The sequence below is a fragment of the Plantactinospora siamensis genome, from assembly GCF_042434095.1.
In the GTDB taxonomy this organism is placed as follows: Bacteria; Actinomycetota; Actinomycetes; order Mycobacteriales; family Micromonosporaceae; genus KBS50.
Map to the genome: position 1 here is coordinate 123,364 of NZ_JBHLUE010000019.1, position 15,793 is coordinate 139,156.

14 protein-coding genes and 1 pseudogene are annotated in these 15,793 nt (G+C 72.9%); 3 read left to right on the forward strand and 12 right to left on the reverse strand.

Features of this window, described 5'->3' with window-relative positions:
* Window positions 1–168: 168 nt before the first annotated feature.
* From pafA to rfbA, 3 genes are all read right to left on the reverse strand, one after another.
* Window positions 169–1,527, reverse strand: a complete 1,359-nt coding sequence (gene pafA, locus ACFFHU_RS22950; protein ID WP_377342125.1) for a Pup--protein ligase — start codon at window positions 1,525–1,527, stop codon at window positions 169–171.
* Window positions 1,528–1,595: 68 nt separating this feature from the next.
* Window positions 1,596–2,219, reverse strand: coding sequence for a dTDP-4-dehydrorhamnose 3,5-epimerase family protein (locus ACFFHU_RS22955; protein WP_377342127.1), 624 nt, complete (start codon window positions 2,217–2,219; stop codon window positions 1,596–1,598).
* Window positions 2,216–3,118: a glucose-1-phosphate thymidylyltransferase RfbA gene (gene rfbA, locus ACFFHU_RS22960; protein ID WP_377342129.1), complete on the reverse strand. Its 903-nt coding sequence runs from the start codon at window positions 3,116–3,118 to the stop codon at window positions 2,216–2,218. The genes ACFFHU_RS22955 and rfbA overlap by 4 nt, the downstream gene beginning before the upstream one ends.
* A gap of 74 nt (window positions 3,119–3,192) precedes the next feature.
* Between rfbA and rfbB the strand changes: the two genes are divergently transcribed.
* Window positions 3,193–4,206, forward strand: a complete 1,014-nt coding sequence (rfbB, locus tag ACFFHU_RS22965) for a dTDP-glucose 4,6-dehydratase (protein ID WP_377342132.1) — start codon at window positions 3,193–3,195, stop codon at window positions 4,204–4,206.
* A gap of 59 nt (window positions 4,207–4,265) precedes the next feature.
* Window positions 4,266–5,177 carry a dTDP-4-dehydrorhamnose reductase gene (gene rfbD / locus ACFFHU_RS22970; protein WP_377342515.1) on the forward strand — a complete coding sequence of 304 codons (912 nt, stop codon included), beginning with the start codon at window positions 4,266–4,268 and terminating at the stop codon, window positions 5,175–5,177.
* A gap of 286 nt (window positions 5,178–5,463) precedes the next feature.
* Here the strand turns inward: rfbD and prcA are convergent.
* The 9 genes and pseudogenes from prcA to ACFFHU_RS23015 all read right to left on the reverse strand — a co-directional run.
* Window positions 5,464–6,288 (reverse strand): annotated as a pseudogene (gene prcA / locus ACFFHU_RS22975) (proteasome subunit alpha); the annotation flags it as partial.
* Between the two features lie 51 nt (window positions 6,289–6,339).
* Window positions 6,340–7,179 carry a proteasome subunit beta gene (gene prcB / locus ACFFHU_RS22980; RefSeq protein WP_377342134.1) on the reverse strand — a complete coding sequence of 280 codons (840 nt, stop codon included), beginning with the start codon at window positions 7,177–7,179 and terminating at the stop codon, window positions 6,340–6,342.
* The gene (locus ACFFHU_RS22985; RefSeq protein ID WP_377342136.1) at window positions 7,098–7,325 is read right to left on the reverse strand and encodes an endonuclease VII domain-containing protein; all 228 of its coding nucleotides are present in this window, start codon (window positions 7,323–7,325) and stop codon (window positions 7,098–7,100) included. Before ACFFHU_RS22985 ends, prcB begins: the two co-directional genes overlap by 82 nt.
* Before the next feature lie 99 nt (window positions 7,326–7,424).
* The gene (locus tag ACFFHU_RS22990) at window positions 7,425–7,640 is read right to left on the reverse strand and encodes a ubiquitin-like protein Pup (RefSeq protein WP_377342138.1); all 216 of its coding nucleotides are present in this window, start codon (window positions 7,638–7,640) and stop codon (window positions 7,425–7,427) included.
* Window positions 7,641–7,802: 162 nt separating this feature from the next.
* On the reverse strand, window positions 7,803–9,320 hold the full coding sequence (gene dop / locus ACFFHU_RS22995) for a depupylase/deamidase Dop (RefSeq protein ID WP_377342140.1): 1,518 nt from the start codon (window positions 9,318–9,320) through the stop codon (window positions 7,803–7,805).
* Between the two features lie 154 nt (window positions 9,321–9,474).
* Window positions 9,475–11,256 carry a proteasome ATPase gene (gene arc, locus ACFFHU_RS23000; protein WP_377342142.1) on the reverse strand — a complete coding sequence of 594 codons (1,782 nt, stop codon included), beginning with the start codon at window positions 11,254–11,256 and terminating at the stop codon, window positions 9,475–9,477.
* 141 nt (window positions 11,257–11,397) lie between these two features.
* Window positions 11,398–11,970 (reverse strand): hypothetical protein, encoded by a 573-nt coding sequence (locus ACFFHU_RS23005; RefSeq protein ID WP_377342144.1) that lies wholly within the window; start codon window positions 11,968–11,970, stop codon window positions 11,398–11,400.
* A gap of 25 nt (window positions 11,971–11,995) precedes the next feature.
* Window positions 11,996–13,033: a tRNA (adenine-N1)-methyltransferase gene (locus ACFFHU_RS23010; protein ID WP_377342146.1), complete on the reverse strand. Its 1,038-nt coding sequence runs from the start codon at window positions 13,031–13,033 to the stop codon at window positions 11,996–11,998.
* Entirely contained in the window at window positions 13,034–14,407 is a 1,374-nt protein-coding gene (locus ACFFHU_RS23015) for a site-2 protease family protein (protein WP_377342148.1), read from the reverse strand.
* 194 nt (window positions 14,408–14,601) lie between these two features.
* Between ACFFHU_RS23015 and ACFFHU_RS23020 the strand changes: the two genes are divergently transcribed.
* Window positions 14,602–15,774, forward strand: coding sequence for a RecB family exonuclease (locus ACFFHU_RS23020; RefSeq protein ID WP_446686794.1), 1,173 nt, complete (start codon window positions 14,602–14,604; stop codon window positions 15,772–15,774).
* Window positions 15,775–15,793: the final 19 nt, after the last annotated feature.

Below are 15,793 nucleotides of genomic sequence, written 5' to 3' on the forward strand. Positions count from 1 at the left end.
GCCCTGACCGGGCGCCGGGCCGCGAACCCGCCGGCCACAACGGGATCCGGCAGCCCCGGTCGGCCCGCAGCCGCCAGCGAACCGGCCGCCAACGGCCGCCGAGCGGACCGGAGCCGCCGAACCGCAGCCGACGCCCGACCGGCAGGCGAAAGCAGCGGCGCGCGGGGGTCACATGCTGGCGATGAGCCGCTCCACCCGCTCGTCGTACGCCCGGAACGGGTCCTTGCACAGGACCGTGCGCTGCGCCTGGTCGTTGAGCTTGAGGTGCACCCAGTCCACGGTGAAGTCCCGGCGCTTCTCCTGGGCGTGCCGGATGAACTCGCCGCGCAGCCGGGCCCGGGTGGTCTGCGGCGGGGTCTCCTTGGCCTCGAAGATCTCCACGTCGGTGCCGATCCGGTCGACCTGCCCCCGCCGCTCCAGCAGGCCGTACAGGCCCCGGCCGCGGCGCAGGTCGTGGTATGCCAAATCCATCTGGGCCACCCGGGGATGCGACAGCGGCAGGTCGTTCTTGGCCTGGTACCGCTCGATCAACCGCAGCTTGGTCACCCAGTCGATCTCCCGGGCCACCGGGTCGAGGTTGCCGCTCTCGACCGCGTTCAGCACCCGGCCCCACAGCTCGACGACCCGCTTGGCGGTCTCGTCCCCGCCCCGGCGCTCCACGAACTCGGTGGCCTTGGCCAGATACTCCTGCTGGATCTCCAGCGCGCTGATCTCCCGGTTGTTGGCCAGCCGGACCTTGCGCCGCCCGGTGACGTCGTGCGACACCTCCCGGATGGCCCGGATGGGGTTCTCCAGGGACAGGTCCCGCATCACCACCCCGGCCTCGATCATCCGCAGCACGATGTCGGCGCTGCCCACCTTGAGCAGCGTGGTGACCTCGTTCATGTTCGAGTCGCCGACGATCACGTGCAACCGCCGGTAGCGCTCGGCGTCCGCGTGTGGCTCGTCCCGGGTGTTGATGATCGGGCGGCTGCGGGTGGTGGCCGAGGAGACGCCCTCCCAGATGTGCTCCGCCCGCTGGGACAGGCAGTACACGGCGCCGCGCGGGGTCTGCAGCACCTTGCCGGCCCCGCAGATCAGCTGCCGCGTGACCAGGAACGGGATGAGCACGTCGGCCAGCCGGCCGAACTCGCCGTGCCGGGAGACCAGGTAGTTCTCGTGGCAGCCGTACGAGTTGCCGGCCGAGTCGGTGTTGTTCTTGAACAGGTAGATCTCGCCGGCGATCCCCTCATCGTGCAGCCGCTTCTCCGCGTCCACGAGCAGGCCTTCGAGGATCCGCTCACCGGCCCGGTCGTGCACCACCAGGTCGGCCACCGAGTCGCACTCCGGCGTCGCGTACTCCGGGTGGGAGCCGACGTCGAGGTAGAGCCGGGCGCCGTTGCGCAGGAACACGTTGCTGGACCGTCCCCAGGACACCACCCGGCGGAACAGATAGCGGGCGACCTCGTCGGGGGACAGCCGCCGCTGGCCGCGGTAGGTGCAGGTGACGCCGTACTCGGTCTCGAGACCGAAGATTCGCCGCTCCATGCACAGACACTAGCCGCCCGGAGCCGCCCGTGGTCAGCGTCGGACTACGCGTTGCGGACACGGGCGGATCAATTACCGCCCGGAAGCGGCATATTGGGCACCATCCGGCCGGCCGCGTGGGCGCGGCAGGTGGCCAGGTCCGGCAGCAGGCCGGCGGAGCGCTGCTCGGCCAGGCTGGGCGCGGCCGCGTCCCGGTCGGAGAGCAGCGGGACGGTCGCCGGCCACGCGATCCCCAACGCCGGGTCCAGCGGATGAACCGCCCGTTCGGCCGCCGGGTTGTACGGGGTGGAGCACAGGTACGCCAGCGTGGCGTCCCCGGTCAGCGCGCAGAAGCCGTGCCCCAGGCCCTCGGCCAGGAACACCGCCCGGCGCTCGGCGTCGTCCAGCCGGACCGCCTCCCACTGCCCGAAGGTGGGCGAGCCGGTCCGCAGGTCCACGATCACGTCGGTCACCGCGCCGCGGACGCAGGTGACGTACTTGGCCTGCCCGGGCGGCACGTCGGCGTAGTGGATGCCGCGGACCACGTCCCGGGCCGAGACCGACATGTTGGCCTGGGCCAACCGGAACGGGATGCCTACCGCCGCGGCGAGCCGGTCCGACCGGTACCACTCCAGGAAGAGCCCGCGGGGGTCCCCGTGCAGCTGCGGGGTGATCTCCCAGGCGCCCTCCAGGCTCAGCTCCCTGATCTTCATGGCCGCCCGACCACCTCCCGGTCGGCGTTGAGCAGGCGGAGCAGGTAGTCCCCGTACCCGCTGCGGCTGAGCGGACCGGCGAGCGCCCGCAGCTGGTCGTCGTCGATCAGGCCGGCCCGCCAGGCCACCTCCTCCACGCAGCCGATCTTCAGGCCCTGCCGCTCCTCGATGACCCGGACGAACTCCGCGGCCTGCACCAGCGAGCCGAAGGTGCCGGTGTCCAACCAGGCCGTTCCCCGGTCCAGCACCGTCACGGACAGCTCGCCGGCCTCCCGGTACACCTCGTTCACGGCCGTGATCTCCAGCTCGCCGCGGGCGCTCGGGCTCAGCTTGCCGGCGATCTCCACCACCCGGTTGTCGTAGAAGTACAGGCCCGGCACGGCATAGCGGGACCGGGGCAGCGCCGGCTTCTCCTGGATGGACAGGACCCGGCCGGCGCCGTCGAACTCGACCACGCCGTACTGCTGCGGGTTGGCCACCGGGTACGCGAAGATCCGGCCGCCCACCGGCTCGGCGCCGGGCCGGGCCCCGGCGCGGGCCAGCTGGCGGCCCAACCCGGCCCCGTAGAAGATGTTGTCGCCGAGGATCAGCGCCACCGCCTCGGTGCCGATGAAGTCCGCGCCGATCAGGAACGCCTGGGCGATCCCCTCCGGCCGCGACTGCTCGGCGTAGCAGATCCGGAGTCCGAACTGGGCGCCGTCGCCGAGCAGCCGGCGGAACTGGACGGTGTCCTCGGGCGTGGTCACCACCAGGATCTCCCGCACCCCCGCCAGGATCAGCGTGGACAGCGGGTAGTAGACCATCGGCTTGTCGTACACCGGCATGAGCTGTTTGGAGACGGCCCGGGTGATCGGCCACAGCCGGGAGCCGGTGCCACCGGCCAGCAGGATTCCACGCACCCCCGCAGGATAGTCATCGTGACGACACGGCTACGCTGCGCCATACCGGCAGCTCATTGGCGTATTTTTGACCAGTGCGGATTCTCGTCACCGGCGGCGCCGGCTTCATCGGCTCGGAGTACGTCCGGATGTTGCTCAACTCGCCGGCCGCGGTGCCCGCCGAGGTGACCGTCCCACCCCCGCTGCTGGAGCCGAGCCTGGTCACCGTGCTGGACAAGCTCACCTACTCGGGCAACCCGGCCAACCTCGACCCGGTCCGCCGCGACCCCCGGCTCCGGTTCGTCCGGGGCGACATCTGCGACCCCGACCTGGTCGACCGCGTCGTACCCGGACACGACGTGATCGTCCACTTCGCCGCCGAGTCGCACGTCGACCGGTCCATCACCGGCGCCGCGCCGTTCGTGCAGACCAACGTGGTCGGCACGCAGACCGTGCTGGACGCCGCGCTGCGGCACGAGACCGGCCGGTTCGTCCACGTCTCCACCGACGAGGTCTACGGCTCCGTCGAGACCGGCTCCTGGACCGAGACCGCGCCCCTGGCGCCGAACTCGCCGTACTCGGCCAGCAAGGCCGGCTCCGACCTGCTGGCGCTGGCCTACCACCGCACCCACGGAATGGACGTGGTGGTCACCCGCTGCTCCAACAACTACGGGCCATACCAGTTCCCGGAGAAGGTGGTCCCGCTGTTCGTCACCAACCTCCTGGACGGGCAGCCGGTGCCGCTGTACGGCGACGGCGCGAACGTCCGGGACTGGTTGCACGTCCACGACCACTGCCGCGGCGTGGCGCTGGTGCAGGACAAGGGCCGGGCCGGCGAGGTCTACCACATCGGCGGCGGCACCGAGCTGACCAACCGGGAGCTCACCCAGCGCCTGCTGGACGCCTGCGGCGCCGGCTGGGAACGGGTCCGGCCGGTCCCCGACCGCAAGGGCCACGACCGGCGCTACTCGCTGGACATCACCAAGATCGGCGCAGAGCTCGGCTACGCGCCGGTGATCGACCTGCCGACCGGGCTGGCCGCCACGATCCGCTGGTACCGCGACAACCGCGCCTGGTGGGAACCGCTCAAGTCCCACGCCGCGCTGTGAACGCCGCGGCGCGGCCGGCCGAGGCCCGGCGCCGGGTGCTGGTCACCGGCGCGGCCGGGATGCTGGGCCGGGACCTGCTGGCGGCCCTGGCCGCCCACCCCCGACTGGCCGCCACCGCGGCCACCCGCGCCGAGGTGGACATCACCGACCCGGACGCCGTGCGCGCCGCGGTGGCCGGGCACGACGTCGTGATCAACGCGGCCGCGTGGACCGACGTGGACGGCGCCGAGCGGGACGAGGACGCCGCCACCGCCGTCAACGGCACCGCCGTCGGCCACCTGGCCCGGGCGTGCGCCGTCATGGGCGCCCGGCTGCTGCAAATCTCCACCGACTACGTGTTCCCCGGCACCGGGCGCCGGCCGTACCCGGAGGACGCGCCCACCGCGCCGGTCAACGCGTACGGCCGCGGCAAGCTCGCCGGCGAGCAGGCGGTGACCCGGCACCTGCCGGACGCCGGCTACATCGTCCGCACCGCCTGGCTGTACGCGCCGCACGGCCGCAGCTTCGTCGGCACCATGCTCCGGTTGGCCGCCGAGCGGGACCACCTCGAGGTGGTGAACGACCAGACCGGCCAGCCCACCTCGGCCGCGGCGCTCGCCGGGCTGCTGATCCGGCTGGCCGAGGCCGCCCTCGCCGGCCGGGCCGCGCCCGGCATCTACCACGGCACCGCCGCCGGCCAGGCCAGCTGGTACGACCTGGCCCGCGCCGCCTTCGCGCTGCGCGGACTCGACCCGGACCGGATCCGCCCGGTGTCCAGCGACCGGTTCCCCCGGCCGGCCCGGCGACCCGGCTACAGCGTGCTGGGCCACGACCGCTGGGCCGCCGCCGGCCTGCGGCCGCTGCCGGACTGGCGCACCGGCCTGGCCGCCGTGCTGTCCCCCGCGTCGATCCCCGCCCCGGCCGGATCGACGGCCGGATCGACGGCCGGATCGGTGGGCGCCGAGGGCGCGCCGGCGGGCACGGGCGCGTAAAGTCCGGCGACCCGGGCTACCGCACCCTCCCGGGCCACCGACCCGCGCTGCCGTGCGTCCCGTCCCGGGGCTACCGGCTCTCGCTCCCGCCGTCGGCGGTCCCGTCCGAGCCCTTGGCCGGCTTGTCGGCGCCCTTCCCGGGCTTCGCCGCGTCTCCGGCCGGCTTGTCGGCGCCCGACTTCCCGGCGTCCCCTGCCGGCTTGCCGGCATCCCCCGCCGACCTGTCGGTGGCCGGCTTGTCGGCCTCTCCCGCCGGCTTACCGGCCTCCCCGGCCGGCTTGTCGCCGGCCGGCTTGTCGGGGCCGCCCTCCAGGTCGGCGGAGCCGGCCGACACGGTCGGCTTGCCGGTCGGCTCGGCCGGCGGCTTCGGCTCCGCGGCCCGCCCGGCCGCCGCCTCGGCGGCCTTGCTCGCCGTGCCGTTCAGCAGGCCGGTCAACGCCGCGCCGGTGATCCGGCGGAACGTCCGGCCCTTGCGCTGCCGGTCGAGGATCGCCACCTCGAGCTGGTTGGCCGGGATCGTCCGGGCCGCGGCGCCCTCACCGCCCACGCTGCTCAGCGCCCGGATCGCCAACTGCACGGCGTCGCCGAGGGTCATGTCCAGCCGGTGGCCGCCGCGCAGCACCCCCGAGATCGCCTCGGCCTGACCACCCATGGCCATGAAGCCCGGCTCGTCGTTGACCGAGCCGTCGTAGGTCACCCGGTAGATCTCGTCGTCGTCCGGCGTGATCCCCACCTCGGCCACGCAGAGCTCCACCTCGTACGGCTTGGACTGCTCGGTGAAGATCGCGCCCAGCAGCTGCGTGTACGCGTTCGCCAGCCCGCGCCCGGTGACGTCGCGGCGGTCGAAGCTGAGGCCGTTCAGGTCGGCCATCCGCACGCCGCCCCGGCGCAGGTTCTCAAACTCGTTGTAGCGGCCCACCGCCGCGAAGCCGATCCGGTCGTAGATCTCGCTGACCTTGTGCAAGGCGCTGGACAGGTTCTCCGCGACGAAAAGGACGCCGTCGGCGTAGCTCAGGACCACCGCGCTCCGGCCCCGGGACACGCCCTTGCGGGCGAGCTCGGAGCGGTCGCGCATGATCTGCTCGGGCGAGGCGTAGAACTGCATGGCCACGGCGGCGGCTCTCCTTCTTCGCTGGTCTCGACTGGCGGTGACGGCGGCGGCTCAGCCGCCCGGATTCTCCATCCGGCCGGTCACAACGGCGTTGGCGATCTCCGCGGTCTGCGCGTCGGACAGCCGCTGGGTGCCGTCGGCGGTGGCCGTCATGACGACCGGATAGATCCGGCGGGTGAGGTCCGGGCCGCCCGTCGCCGTGTCGTCGTCGGCCGCGTCGTACAGCGCCTCCACGGCCGACCGGGCCGCCTCGGTCGTGCTCAGCCCCGCCCGGTACCGCTTCTTCAGGGCCGACTTGGCGAACAGCGATCCGGAGCCGATGGCGTCGTACCCCGTCTCCTCGTACGGGCCGCCGGTGACGTCGAAGCTGAAGATCCGCCCGGCCCGGGCCGGGTCCGCGGCGGCCAGGTCGAAGCCGGCGAACAGCGGGATCACCGCCAGGCCCTGCATGGCCGCGCCCAGGTTGCCGCGGATCATCGCGGCCAGTCGGTTGGCCTTGCCGTCGAGGGAGAGCATCGTCCCCTCGATCTTCTCGTAGTGCTCCAGCTCCACCTGGAACAGCCGCATCAGCTCGATGCCGATGCCGGCCGTGCCGGCGATGCCGATCAGCGAGTACGCGTCGGCCGGATGCACCTTCTCGATGTCCCGCTGGGCGATCAGGTTGCCCATGGTGGCGCGGCGGTCCCCGGCCATCACCACACCGTCCGAGCTGGCCAGCGCCACGATCGTGGTGGCGTGCGGCGCCAGGTCGGCCGCCATGCCGGGCGGCAGGGCACGCCGGCCGGGCAGCAGTTCCGGGGCGGCCACGCTCAGGAACTCGGTGAAGGAGGACGTCCGAGCGTTGGTGAAAACATCTGGAAGACGCCCGGATGGATCAAAAGCCGCTGCCACGTGGCTCCTTTCAGATACGTGATGGCGCTGGCCAGCCGGACCGGGTCGTCCTTGAACTGGCCAAGACCACCGTTGCAGTTGAAGCAGAGTATCCCCCGCACCCACCCGGTGCGATGATCGTGGTCCAGGTGTCGCGGGTCGGGCATGCAGTAGCTGTGTCGACCGCTCGTGTTGGTCGTGCGGGGAACCTCGTCACGCCTCGGAGCAGGCCGTGGCCGACGTGCTCACTGAAACGGACATATCGGTCACTGGCCCCCCTTCTGTACATAACCTCTGACGAATTCCTCCGCATTTTCTTCGAGGACGGAGTCGATCTCGTCGAGCAGGTCGTCGACATCCTCGGTGATCTCGGCGTGCCGCTCGGCCACCTCGGGGTTGGCCTCGACGGTGACGTCCTCGATCTCCTGGTCCTGCCGCGCCTTGCCGGACTGCGACTGACCGCCGGTGTCCCGGGTAGCCATGTGGTGCCTCCTCAACATCGCCTAGGAAAAACCTACCCCGCCGATACGACCAAGTGGCGCGCCAGACGCCACGTTTCGCGTACGGCGGACGACGGACCGCATGCGCTCAGCGTCAGACGCCGGCGCGCGGCCCGGCAACACCTGCGGGCGCGGGCCGCGGCCTCAGCCGTGGGTGATGGCCTCGAGCAGGTCCTTGGCGCTGGCGCAGCGGTCGAACAGCGCGCCCACGTGCTTGCGGGTACCCCGCTCGGGTTCCATCATCGGCACCCGGACCAGCGACTCCCGGCCCACGTCGAAGATCACCGAGTCCCAGCTCGCGGCCACCACCTCGGAGGCGTACTGGGCCAGGCAGCGGCCGCGGAAGTAGGCGCGGGTGTCCTCGGGCGGCTCCACCATGGCCGTCCGGGTGGCCTCGTCGTCCAGCAGGGTGGCCATCGAGCCGCGGGCCACCAGGCGGTGGTACAGGCCCTTCTCCGGGCGCACGTCTGAATACTGCAGGTCGACCAGCTGGAGCTTGTGCGAGGACCAGCCGAGGTTCTCGCGTTCCCGGTAGCCCTCGAGCAGCCGCAGCTTGGCCACCCAGTCCAGCTCGCCGGCGCAGAGCATCGGGTCCTGGCCGAGCCGGTGCAGCACGCTCTCCCACCGGCTCAAGACGTCGGCGGTGGGCGCGTCCACATCGGCGCCGTACCGGTCCTCCACGAACGACCGGGCCCGTTCGTAGTAGGCCCACTGCAGGTCCAGCGCGGTGAGCCGGCGGCCGTCCCGCAGCCGCATGAGGTGCGCCAGCGACGGGTCGTGGCTGACCGCGCGCAGCTCCGCGACCGGGTCCGCGATGCCGAGGTCGGGGCCGAGGGCCTTCTCCTCGATCATGTTGAGCACCAGGGCGGTCGTGCCCACCTTGAGGTACGTCGAGGTCTCGGACAGGTTGGCGTCGCCGATGATGACGTGCAGCCGGCGGTACTTGTCGGCGTCGGCGTGCGGCTCGTCGCGGGTGTTGATGATCGGTCGCTTGAGGGTGGTCTCCAGCCCGACCTCGACCTCGAAGAAGTCGGCGCGCTGGGAGATCTGGAAGCCGGGCTGCGAGCCGTCCTGGCCGATCCCGACCCGGCCGGCGCCGCAGACGATCTGCCGGGTCACGAAGAACGGGGTCAGGTACGCCACGATGTCGGCGAACGGGGTCTGCCGGCGCATCAGGTAGTTCTCGTGCGAGCCGTAGCTCGCGCCCTTGTTGTCGGTGTTGTTCTTGTACAGGTGGATGGGGTGGCTGCCGGGGATGGTGGCGGCCCGCCGGGATGCCTCGGCCATCACCCGCTCGCCGGCCTTGTCCCACCGGACCACGTCCATCGGGTTGGTGACCTCGGGCGTGGAGTATTCGGGGTGGGCGTGGTCGACGTACAGCCGGGCGCCGTTGGTGAGGATGACGTTGGCGAGCCCGAGGTCCTCGTCGGCGAGCGCCTCGGCAGGGTCGTACGCGGCGCCTGAATAGGTGAAGCCGCGGGCGTCGCGCAGCGGCGACTCCTCCTCATAGTCCCAGCGCGCCCGGCCGCCGCGGTTGAGTTCCGGGCGTGCCCCGTAGGCGTTGACCACCTGGGACGAGGTGACCATCGGGTTGGCTCCCGGCTGGCTCGGCACGGAGATGCCGTACTCCACCTCGGTGCCCATGATCCGTCGTACCGTCACGCCGCCACCTCGCTTCGATCACCTTACGCTTCGAGAGTAGTCGCCCACGCGCGACGGACCGGAGTGGCGTGCCGACCGGGCGCGGTCGGCGGGTCCCCCGGACGGCACGACGGCGGCCCGGTGTCGCCGGGACACCGGGCCGCCGCCGCGTGCGTTACAGGTATTGACCCGTGTTGCTGGCCGTCTCGATGGACCGGCCGGCCTCGGTGCCCTTGCCGCCGGAGACGAGCGTGCGGATGTAGACGATCCGCTCGCCCTTCTTGCCGGAGATCCGGGCCCAGTCGTCCGGGTTGGTGGTGTTGGGCAGGTCCTCGTTCTCCCGGAACTCGTCGACGCAGGCGTCGAGCAGGTGCTGCAGGCGCAGCCCCTTCCGTCCGGAGGCGAGGAACTCCTTGATGGCCATCTTCTTGCCCCGGTCCACGATGTTCTGGATCATGGCGCCGGAGTTGAAGTCCTTGAAGTACAGGACCTCCTTGTCACCGTTGGCGTAGGTGACCTCGAGGAACCTGTTCTCCTCGGTTTCGGAGTACATCCGCAGCACCACGGCCTCGATCATGGCGCCGACCGTGGACTGCGGGTCGTTGCCGTGCTCGGCCAGGTCGTCCGGGTGCAACGGCAGCCCGGACAGGATGTACTTGGAGAAGATGTCCTTGGCGGCCTCGGCGTCCGGCCGCTCGATCTTTATCTTCACGTCGAGCCGGCCGGGTCGCAGGATGGCCGGGTCGATCATGTCCTCCCGGTTGGAGGCGCCGATGACGATGACGTTTTCCAGGCCCTCGACGCCGTCGATCTCGCTGAGCAGCTGCGGGACGATCGTGTTCTCCACATCGGAGGAGACGCCGGAGCCGCGGGTGCGGAACACCGAGTCCATCTCGTCGAAGAACACGATCACCGGCGTGCCCTGGCCGGCCTTCTCCCGGGCCCGCTGGAACACCAGCCGGATGTGCCGCTCGGTCTCGCCGACGTACTTGTTGAGCAGCTCCGGACCCTTGATGTTGAGGAAGTAGCTGGTGTGCTTCTCCTCGCCCCGCCGTTCGGCGATCTTCTTGGCCAGCGAGTTGGCCACCGCCTTGGCGATCAGGGTCTTGCCGCAGCCGGGCGGCCCGTAGAGCAGGATGCCCTTCGGCGGCCGCAACTGGTGCTCGCGGAACAGGTCCGCGTGCAGGAACGGCAGCTCCACGGCATCCCGGATCTGCTCGATCTGGGAGTGCAGGCCCCCGATGTCGGTGTAGTCGACGTCGGGCACCTCCTCGAGGACGAGCTCCTCCACCTCGCTCTTCGGGATCCGCTCGTACGCGTACGACGATCTCGGCTCGATCATGAGCGAGTCGCCGGCGCGCAGGCCGACCCCGATCAGCGTCTCGGCCAGGTGGACGATCCGCTCCTCGTCGGCGTGCGAGATCACCAGCGCCCGGTCGGCCGCGCCGCCGGTCGGGTTCTCCAGCACTTCCTTGTAGGTGACGACCTCACCCACCCGCTCGTAGCCGAAGGCGTCGACCACGTTGAGGGCGTCGTTGAGCAGCACCTCCTGGCCGCGCTTGAGGTCGTCGACCTCCAGCGACGGCGACACCGCCACCCGCAGCTTGCGGCCGCCGGTGAAGATGTCCACGGTGCCGTCCTCGTGCCGGCTCAGGAAGACGCCGTACCCGCTGGGCGGTTGCGCCAGCCGGTCGATCTCCTCCTTGAGCGTGACGATCTGGGCCCGCGCCTCCTTGAGGGTGTTCACGAGCCGATCGTTGTTCTCCGTCAACCGGGCCAGTTGGGCCTGGGTTGCGGCCAGCCGCTCTTCGAGCTGCCTGACGTGTCGGGGGCTTTCGGTCAACTTCCGCCGCACCAGAGCGAGTTCCTCTGTAAGGAACGCGACCTGGGTGGAGAGATCGTGGGCCTCCTTCTCCCACCGTGCGGCGCGCGAGTCCGCGTCGTCGCTGCGTGCCACGTCCCACCTCCCCGGGGGCTTGAACGTTCTGCCCTAACACTAGCCGGTATGAGGCCCGTTCGGTCCCGCGCAACACCCTCGTCACCGAAGCTTGATCACTTGATCCGCCTCTTGCGGCGCGTCGGAGCCTAGGCGTGGCGCTCAGAGAACCGGTCGACCGACCACCGAGGCGACCAATCGGGCGAACTCCTCAAGCCGCCCGATCTGCCCGGCTCCGCCGTCGTCGAGGGTCTTGCCGAACCGCAACGCGTCGTGCCGGGGCGGCAGCGGCGTGTCGTCGGCCGGGACCGTCTCGTCGATCGAGCTGAGCAGCAGGTACACGTCGACGCTGTCCACCCGCATGGTCCCGGCCGGCGTCCGGGTGAGCCGCCGGCGGCAGCCCACCTCGGTGATCGTGGAGGTCGGCACCACCCGCAGCGACGAGGTCATCGAGCCCGCCGGCCCCTCGTCCGGCGGCACGTCCTCGCCGTGCCACAGCACCAGCCGGCTGCCGTCGCAGACGGCCACCTCCTGCCACACGCCGTTCACCTCGTTGACGAAGCGCTCCAGCGTGAACCCGAGCACCGAGGCGCCGTCCAGCACCGCCGACAGCTCGTCCAGAGCCACCTCCGGGTCCCGCAGGTAGGCCCGCGCGGCCGCCGGCAGGTCGCGGTAGGGAGACCAGTCCGGGAAGACGGCGGGCAGGTCACCCCCGCCGAACGCGGGCCGGCTCATGACCGGACCGACCGGCCGGGCCGGGTCACCGGCCACCGTCCGCGCCCGCACCGCCCACGCCGGCGCCGTCGGTCCGCGCCGCGCCGTCGCCACCGGTCCGCGCCGCGCCGGTGCCGCCGGCGTCCTCCGGCGCCCGGTCGGCCACCCCCGCGGCGGTACGCGCCGAACGCAGCTCCTGGCGGCGCAGCGCGTACGCCTCGGCGCCCTTGCTCGGCTTGCGCCGGCGCGGCGGGGCGGTGACCCCGGGGGCGAGCCGGCGGGTCGACACGAGGAACGCGGTGTGCGCGATCATCCGGTGGTCCGGCCGGACGGCGAGGCCGTCGGCGTGCCAGTCCCGCACCAGCGACTCCCAGGCGCGGGGCTCGGTGAAGCCGCCCCGCTCGCGCAGCGCCTCCACCAGCTCGGACAGCTGCGGCGTGGTGGCCACGTACCCGATGAACACCCCACCGGGCACCAGGGCGCGCTCCACCAGGTCCAGCGCGTCCCACGGAGTGAGCATGTCCAGGATGATCCGGTCGAACCCGGTCTCCGGATATTCGGTCACGTCGCCGACCCGCAGGGTCCAGGCCGGATGCGGCCCGTTGAAGAACGCCTCGACGTTGCGCCGGGCGATCTCGGCGAAGTCGGGCCGCAGCTCCACGCTGTGCACCTCGCCGGTGGGGCCGACGGCCCGCAGCAGCGAGCAGGACAGCGCGCCCGAGCCGGCGCCCGCCTCCAGCACCCGGGCGCCCGGGAAGACGTCGCCCATGGCCACGATCTGCGCGGCGTCCTTGGGATAGATGACCTGGGCGCCGCGCGGCATGGACAGCACGTAGTCGGCCAGCAGCGGTCGCAGCGCCAGGTAGGCCGTGCCGCCCGTTGAGGTCACGACGCTGCCGTCGGGCAGCCCGATCAGGGCGTCGTGCTCGAGGGCGCCCCGGTGGGTGTGGAACGCCTTGCCGGGCTCGAGGGTGACGGTGTGCATCCGCCCCTTGGGATCGGTGAGCTGCACCCGGTCGCCGGGCCGGAACGGGCCGCGGTGCGGCGGGGCGACGGCGGGCGGGGCGGCGGGCTGAGCGGTCACTTATGTCATCTTCCGTGTCGGTTCGAGAACTCGGGCGAGGTCGTCCAGGTGGAGCACGCCCACCACATCTTCGCCCGACGTCACCACGTACTGAGCGCCCGGGTGGTCCTGGACGGCGCGCAGCAGCTGCTCCCCGCGCAGCCCCACCGCCAGCCGGGGCACGGCCTCCAGCCGGCGGGACACCGCGTCCACCGCGATCCAGGGCCGCCGCTCGGGCGGCACGGCCGCGGCCGCGGTCCGGTCCACCAGCGCCACCAGCCGGCCGGCCGCGTCGCTGACCCCCACGGTGGCCGGCCCCGCACCGGGGCCGGCCGTCGCGACCAGGGCGGCTGGCTCGCCGCCGGCCCGGTCGGGCTCGCCGGTGACACCCGCCGACGCCGGGCCGCCGGACGACCCCGTACCGCCGAAGGACCCCGCGCCGGACGGCGCCGGCGCCCGGTGCGGCGCGTCCTGACCCGGCGCAACCGCGACCGGCGGCGCCGCGGCGGGCGTCCCGCTGGCGGGCGTCCCGGTGGCCGGCGGCGGGCCGGCCACCGAACCGGCCCGGCGCTGGGCCTCGGCCAGCGGGGTGCCGGACGGCACCGTGAGCACCGGCCGGACCAGCCGGCGCAGGTCCACCAGCGGCGCCCGGCGGGCGATCCGGGCGACCCGGACGGCCTGGCCGGCGCCCTGCCACAGCGAACCGGCCACCACCAGCATGAGGATCAGGGCCACCGGCCGCAGCACGCCGACCAGCGTCAACGCCAGCATCCCGGCCAGCACCACCAGCGCCACGCCCCGGCCGGCCAGGCCGGCCACCTCGGTGGCCCGGTGCCGGTCCCGGGTGATCCGCCAGACCACGGCGCGCAGGGCCCGGCCGCCGTCCAGCGGCAGGCCCGGCAGCACGTTGAAAACGGCCACCACCAGGTTGCTGGCCGCCAGCTGGACGGCGAGCCGGTCCGGCACCGTCCCATCCGGCAGCAGCGCCGCGGCCCCCACCGCGAGCGCGCCCAGCGCCAGCGACACGGCCGGGCCGGCCAGCGAGACCCGCAGGTCGGTACGGGGTTCCGGGGCCTCGCGGTCCAGCTCGGTGTAGCCGCCGAGCAGATCCAGGGTGATGCCCCGGACGCCGATGCCGTGCCGGCGCGCGGTGACGGCGTGCCCCAGCTCGTGCAGCAGCACGGAGGCCGCCAGGCAGGCCACGAAGAGCAGCCCGAACAGGTAGCCGGCCAGCCGGGACGCGCCCGCGACCGGGCCGGCCATTCCACCGTAGGCGACCGTCACCAGCACGGCGAGCAGCGCCATGGAGGGGCTGAGCCGCACGGGCACCCCGAGGACCCGACCGATCGGCAGGCCGTCCCGGCCCGGCATGCGGCGCCGCCCGGTCTGCTCCATCCTCCCGATGCTACGCACCGGTCGGCGCGCCGCACGGGGGCGGCCCGGGCGATCTTGTCGGTGCGGTGCCTTAGCCTTCGGACATGGCGGCGGATACGGCGACAGAAACCGGCCCGGGTGGTCCCTCCGGCACCGCGGCGGTGCCGCACAGCGGCCCGGGTGCGGCGGTGCCGCGCAGCGGCCCGGGTGCGGCGGTGCCGGCACCCCGGTCGGACGACCCGGCGGCCGCGGCCACCGAGCCGCACCGGCCGGCCGCCTCGCTGTCGCCGTCCCGGGCCGCCGACTTCAAGACCTGCCCGCTGCTCTACCGCTTCCGCACCATCGACCGGCTGCCCGAGCGGCCCACCGCCGAGCAGGCCCGGGGCACCCTGGTGCACGCCGTCCTGGAGCGGCTGTTCGACCTGCCCGCCGGCGAGCGCACCCCTGAGGCGGCGGCCGCCCTGGTCGATCCGCAGTGGCAGCGGTTGCTGGTCGAGGAGCCGCGCCTGGCCGAGCTGTTCGGCACCGGCGATGGGGATGCGGATCCGGCCCAGCCCAGCCTGCTGGCCGCCGTCGGCGGTCCGGCGGCGCCGCCCGCCAGCTCGGCCACGTCCGGCGGCAGTCCAGCCCCGTCCGGCAGCAACTCGATGTTCTCCGGCACCGAGCCGGTGGCGCCCGACACCGAGCCTGCGGCGCCCGACACCGAGCCTGCGGCGCCCGACACCGAGCCAGCGCCGTCCGGCGCCGAGCCGGCGGCGCCAGCCTTCGCGGCCGGGGCCGTCCCCGGGTTCGCCGGGCAGGACGCCGAGCGGCTCGGCGCCTTTCTGTCCTCGGCCCGCGAGTTGCTCGGCGGCTACTTCGCGGTGGAGGACCCGCGGCGGCTCGAGCCGGCCGAGCGGGAGAGCCTGGTCTCGGCCACGGTCGACAACGAGCTGCTGATTCGGGGCTACATCGACCGGCTGGACGTGGCCCCGGACGGCGCCCTGCGGGTGGTCGACTACAAGACCGGCGGCGCGCCGCGGGAGGCGTTCGAGGCGCGGGCGCTGTTCCAGCTCAAGTTCTACGCGCTGGTGCTGTGGCGCACCCGCGGGGTGGTCCCCCGGGTGCTGCGCCTGCTCTATCTCAAGGACGAGGAGATCTGCGACTACACGCCGGACGCGGAGGAGCTGCTCCGGTTCGAGCGCACCCTGGTGGCGCTGTGGCGGGCCATCGAGCGGGCCACCGCCGCCCGGGACTTCCGACCGAAGCCGAGCCGGCTCTGCGGGTGGTGCAGCCACCAGGCGCGCTGCCCGGCGTACGGCGGCACTCCCCCGCCGTTCCCGATTGCTCCGGCGCCCACCGGGGCCAGCCCGGCCGGTGTCCCGGAGGCACCGGGCGCCGATGAGTGAGCCGCCCCCGGCCGGTCCG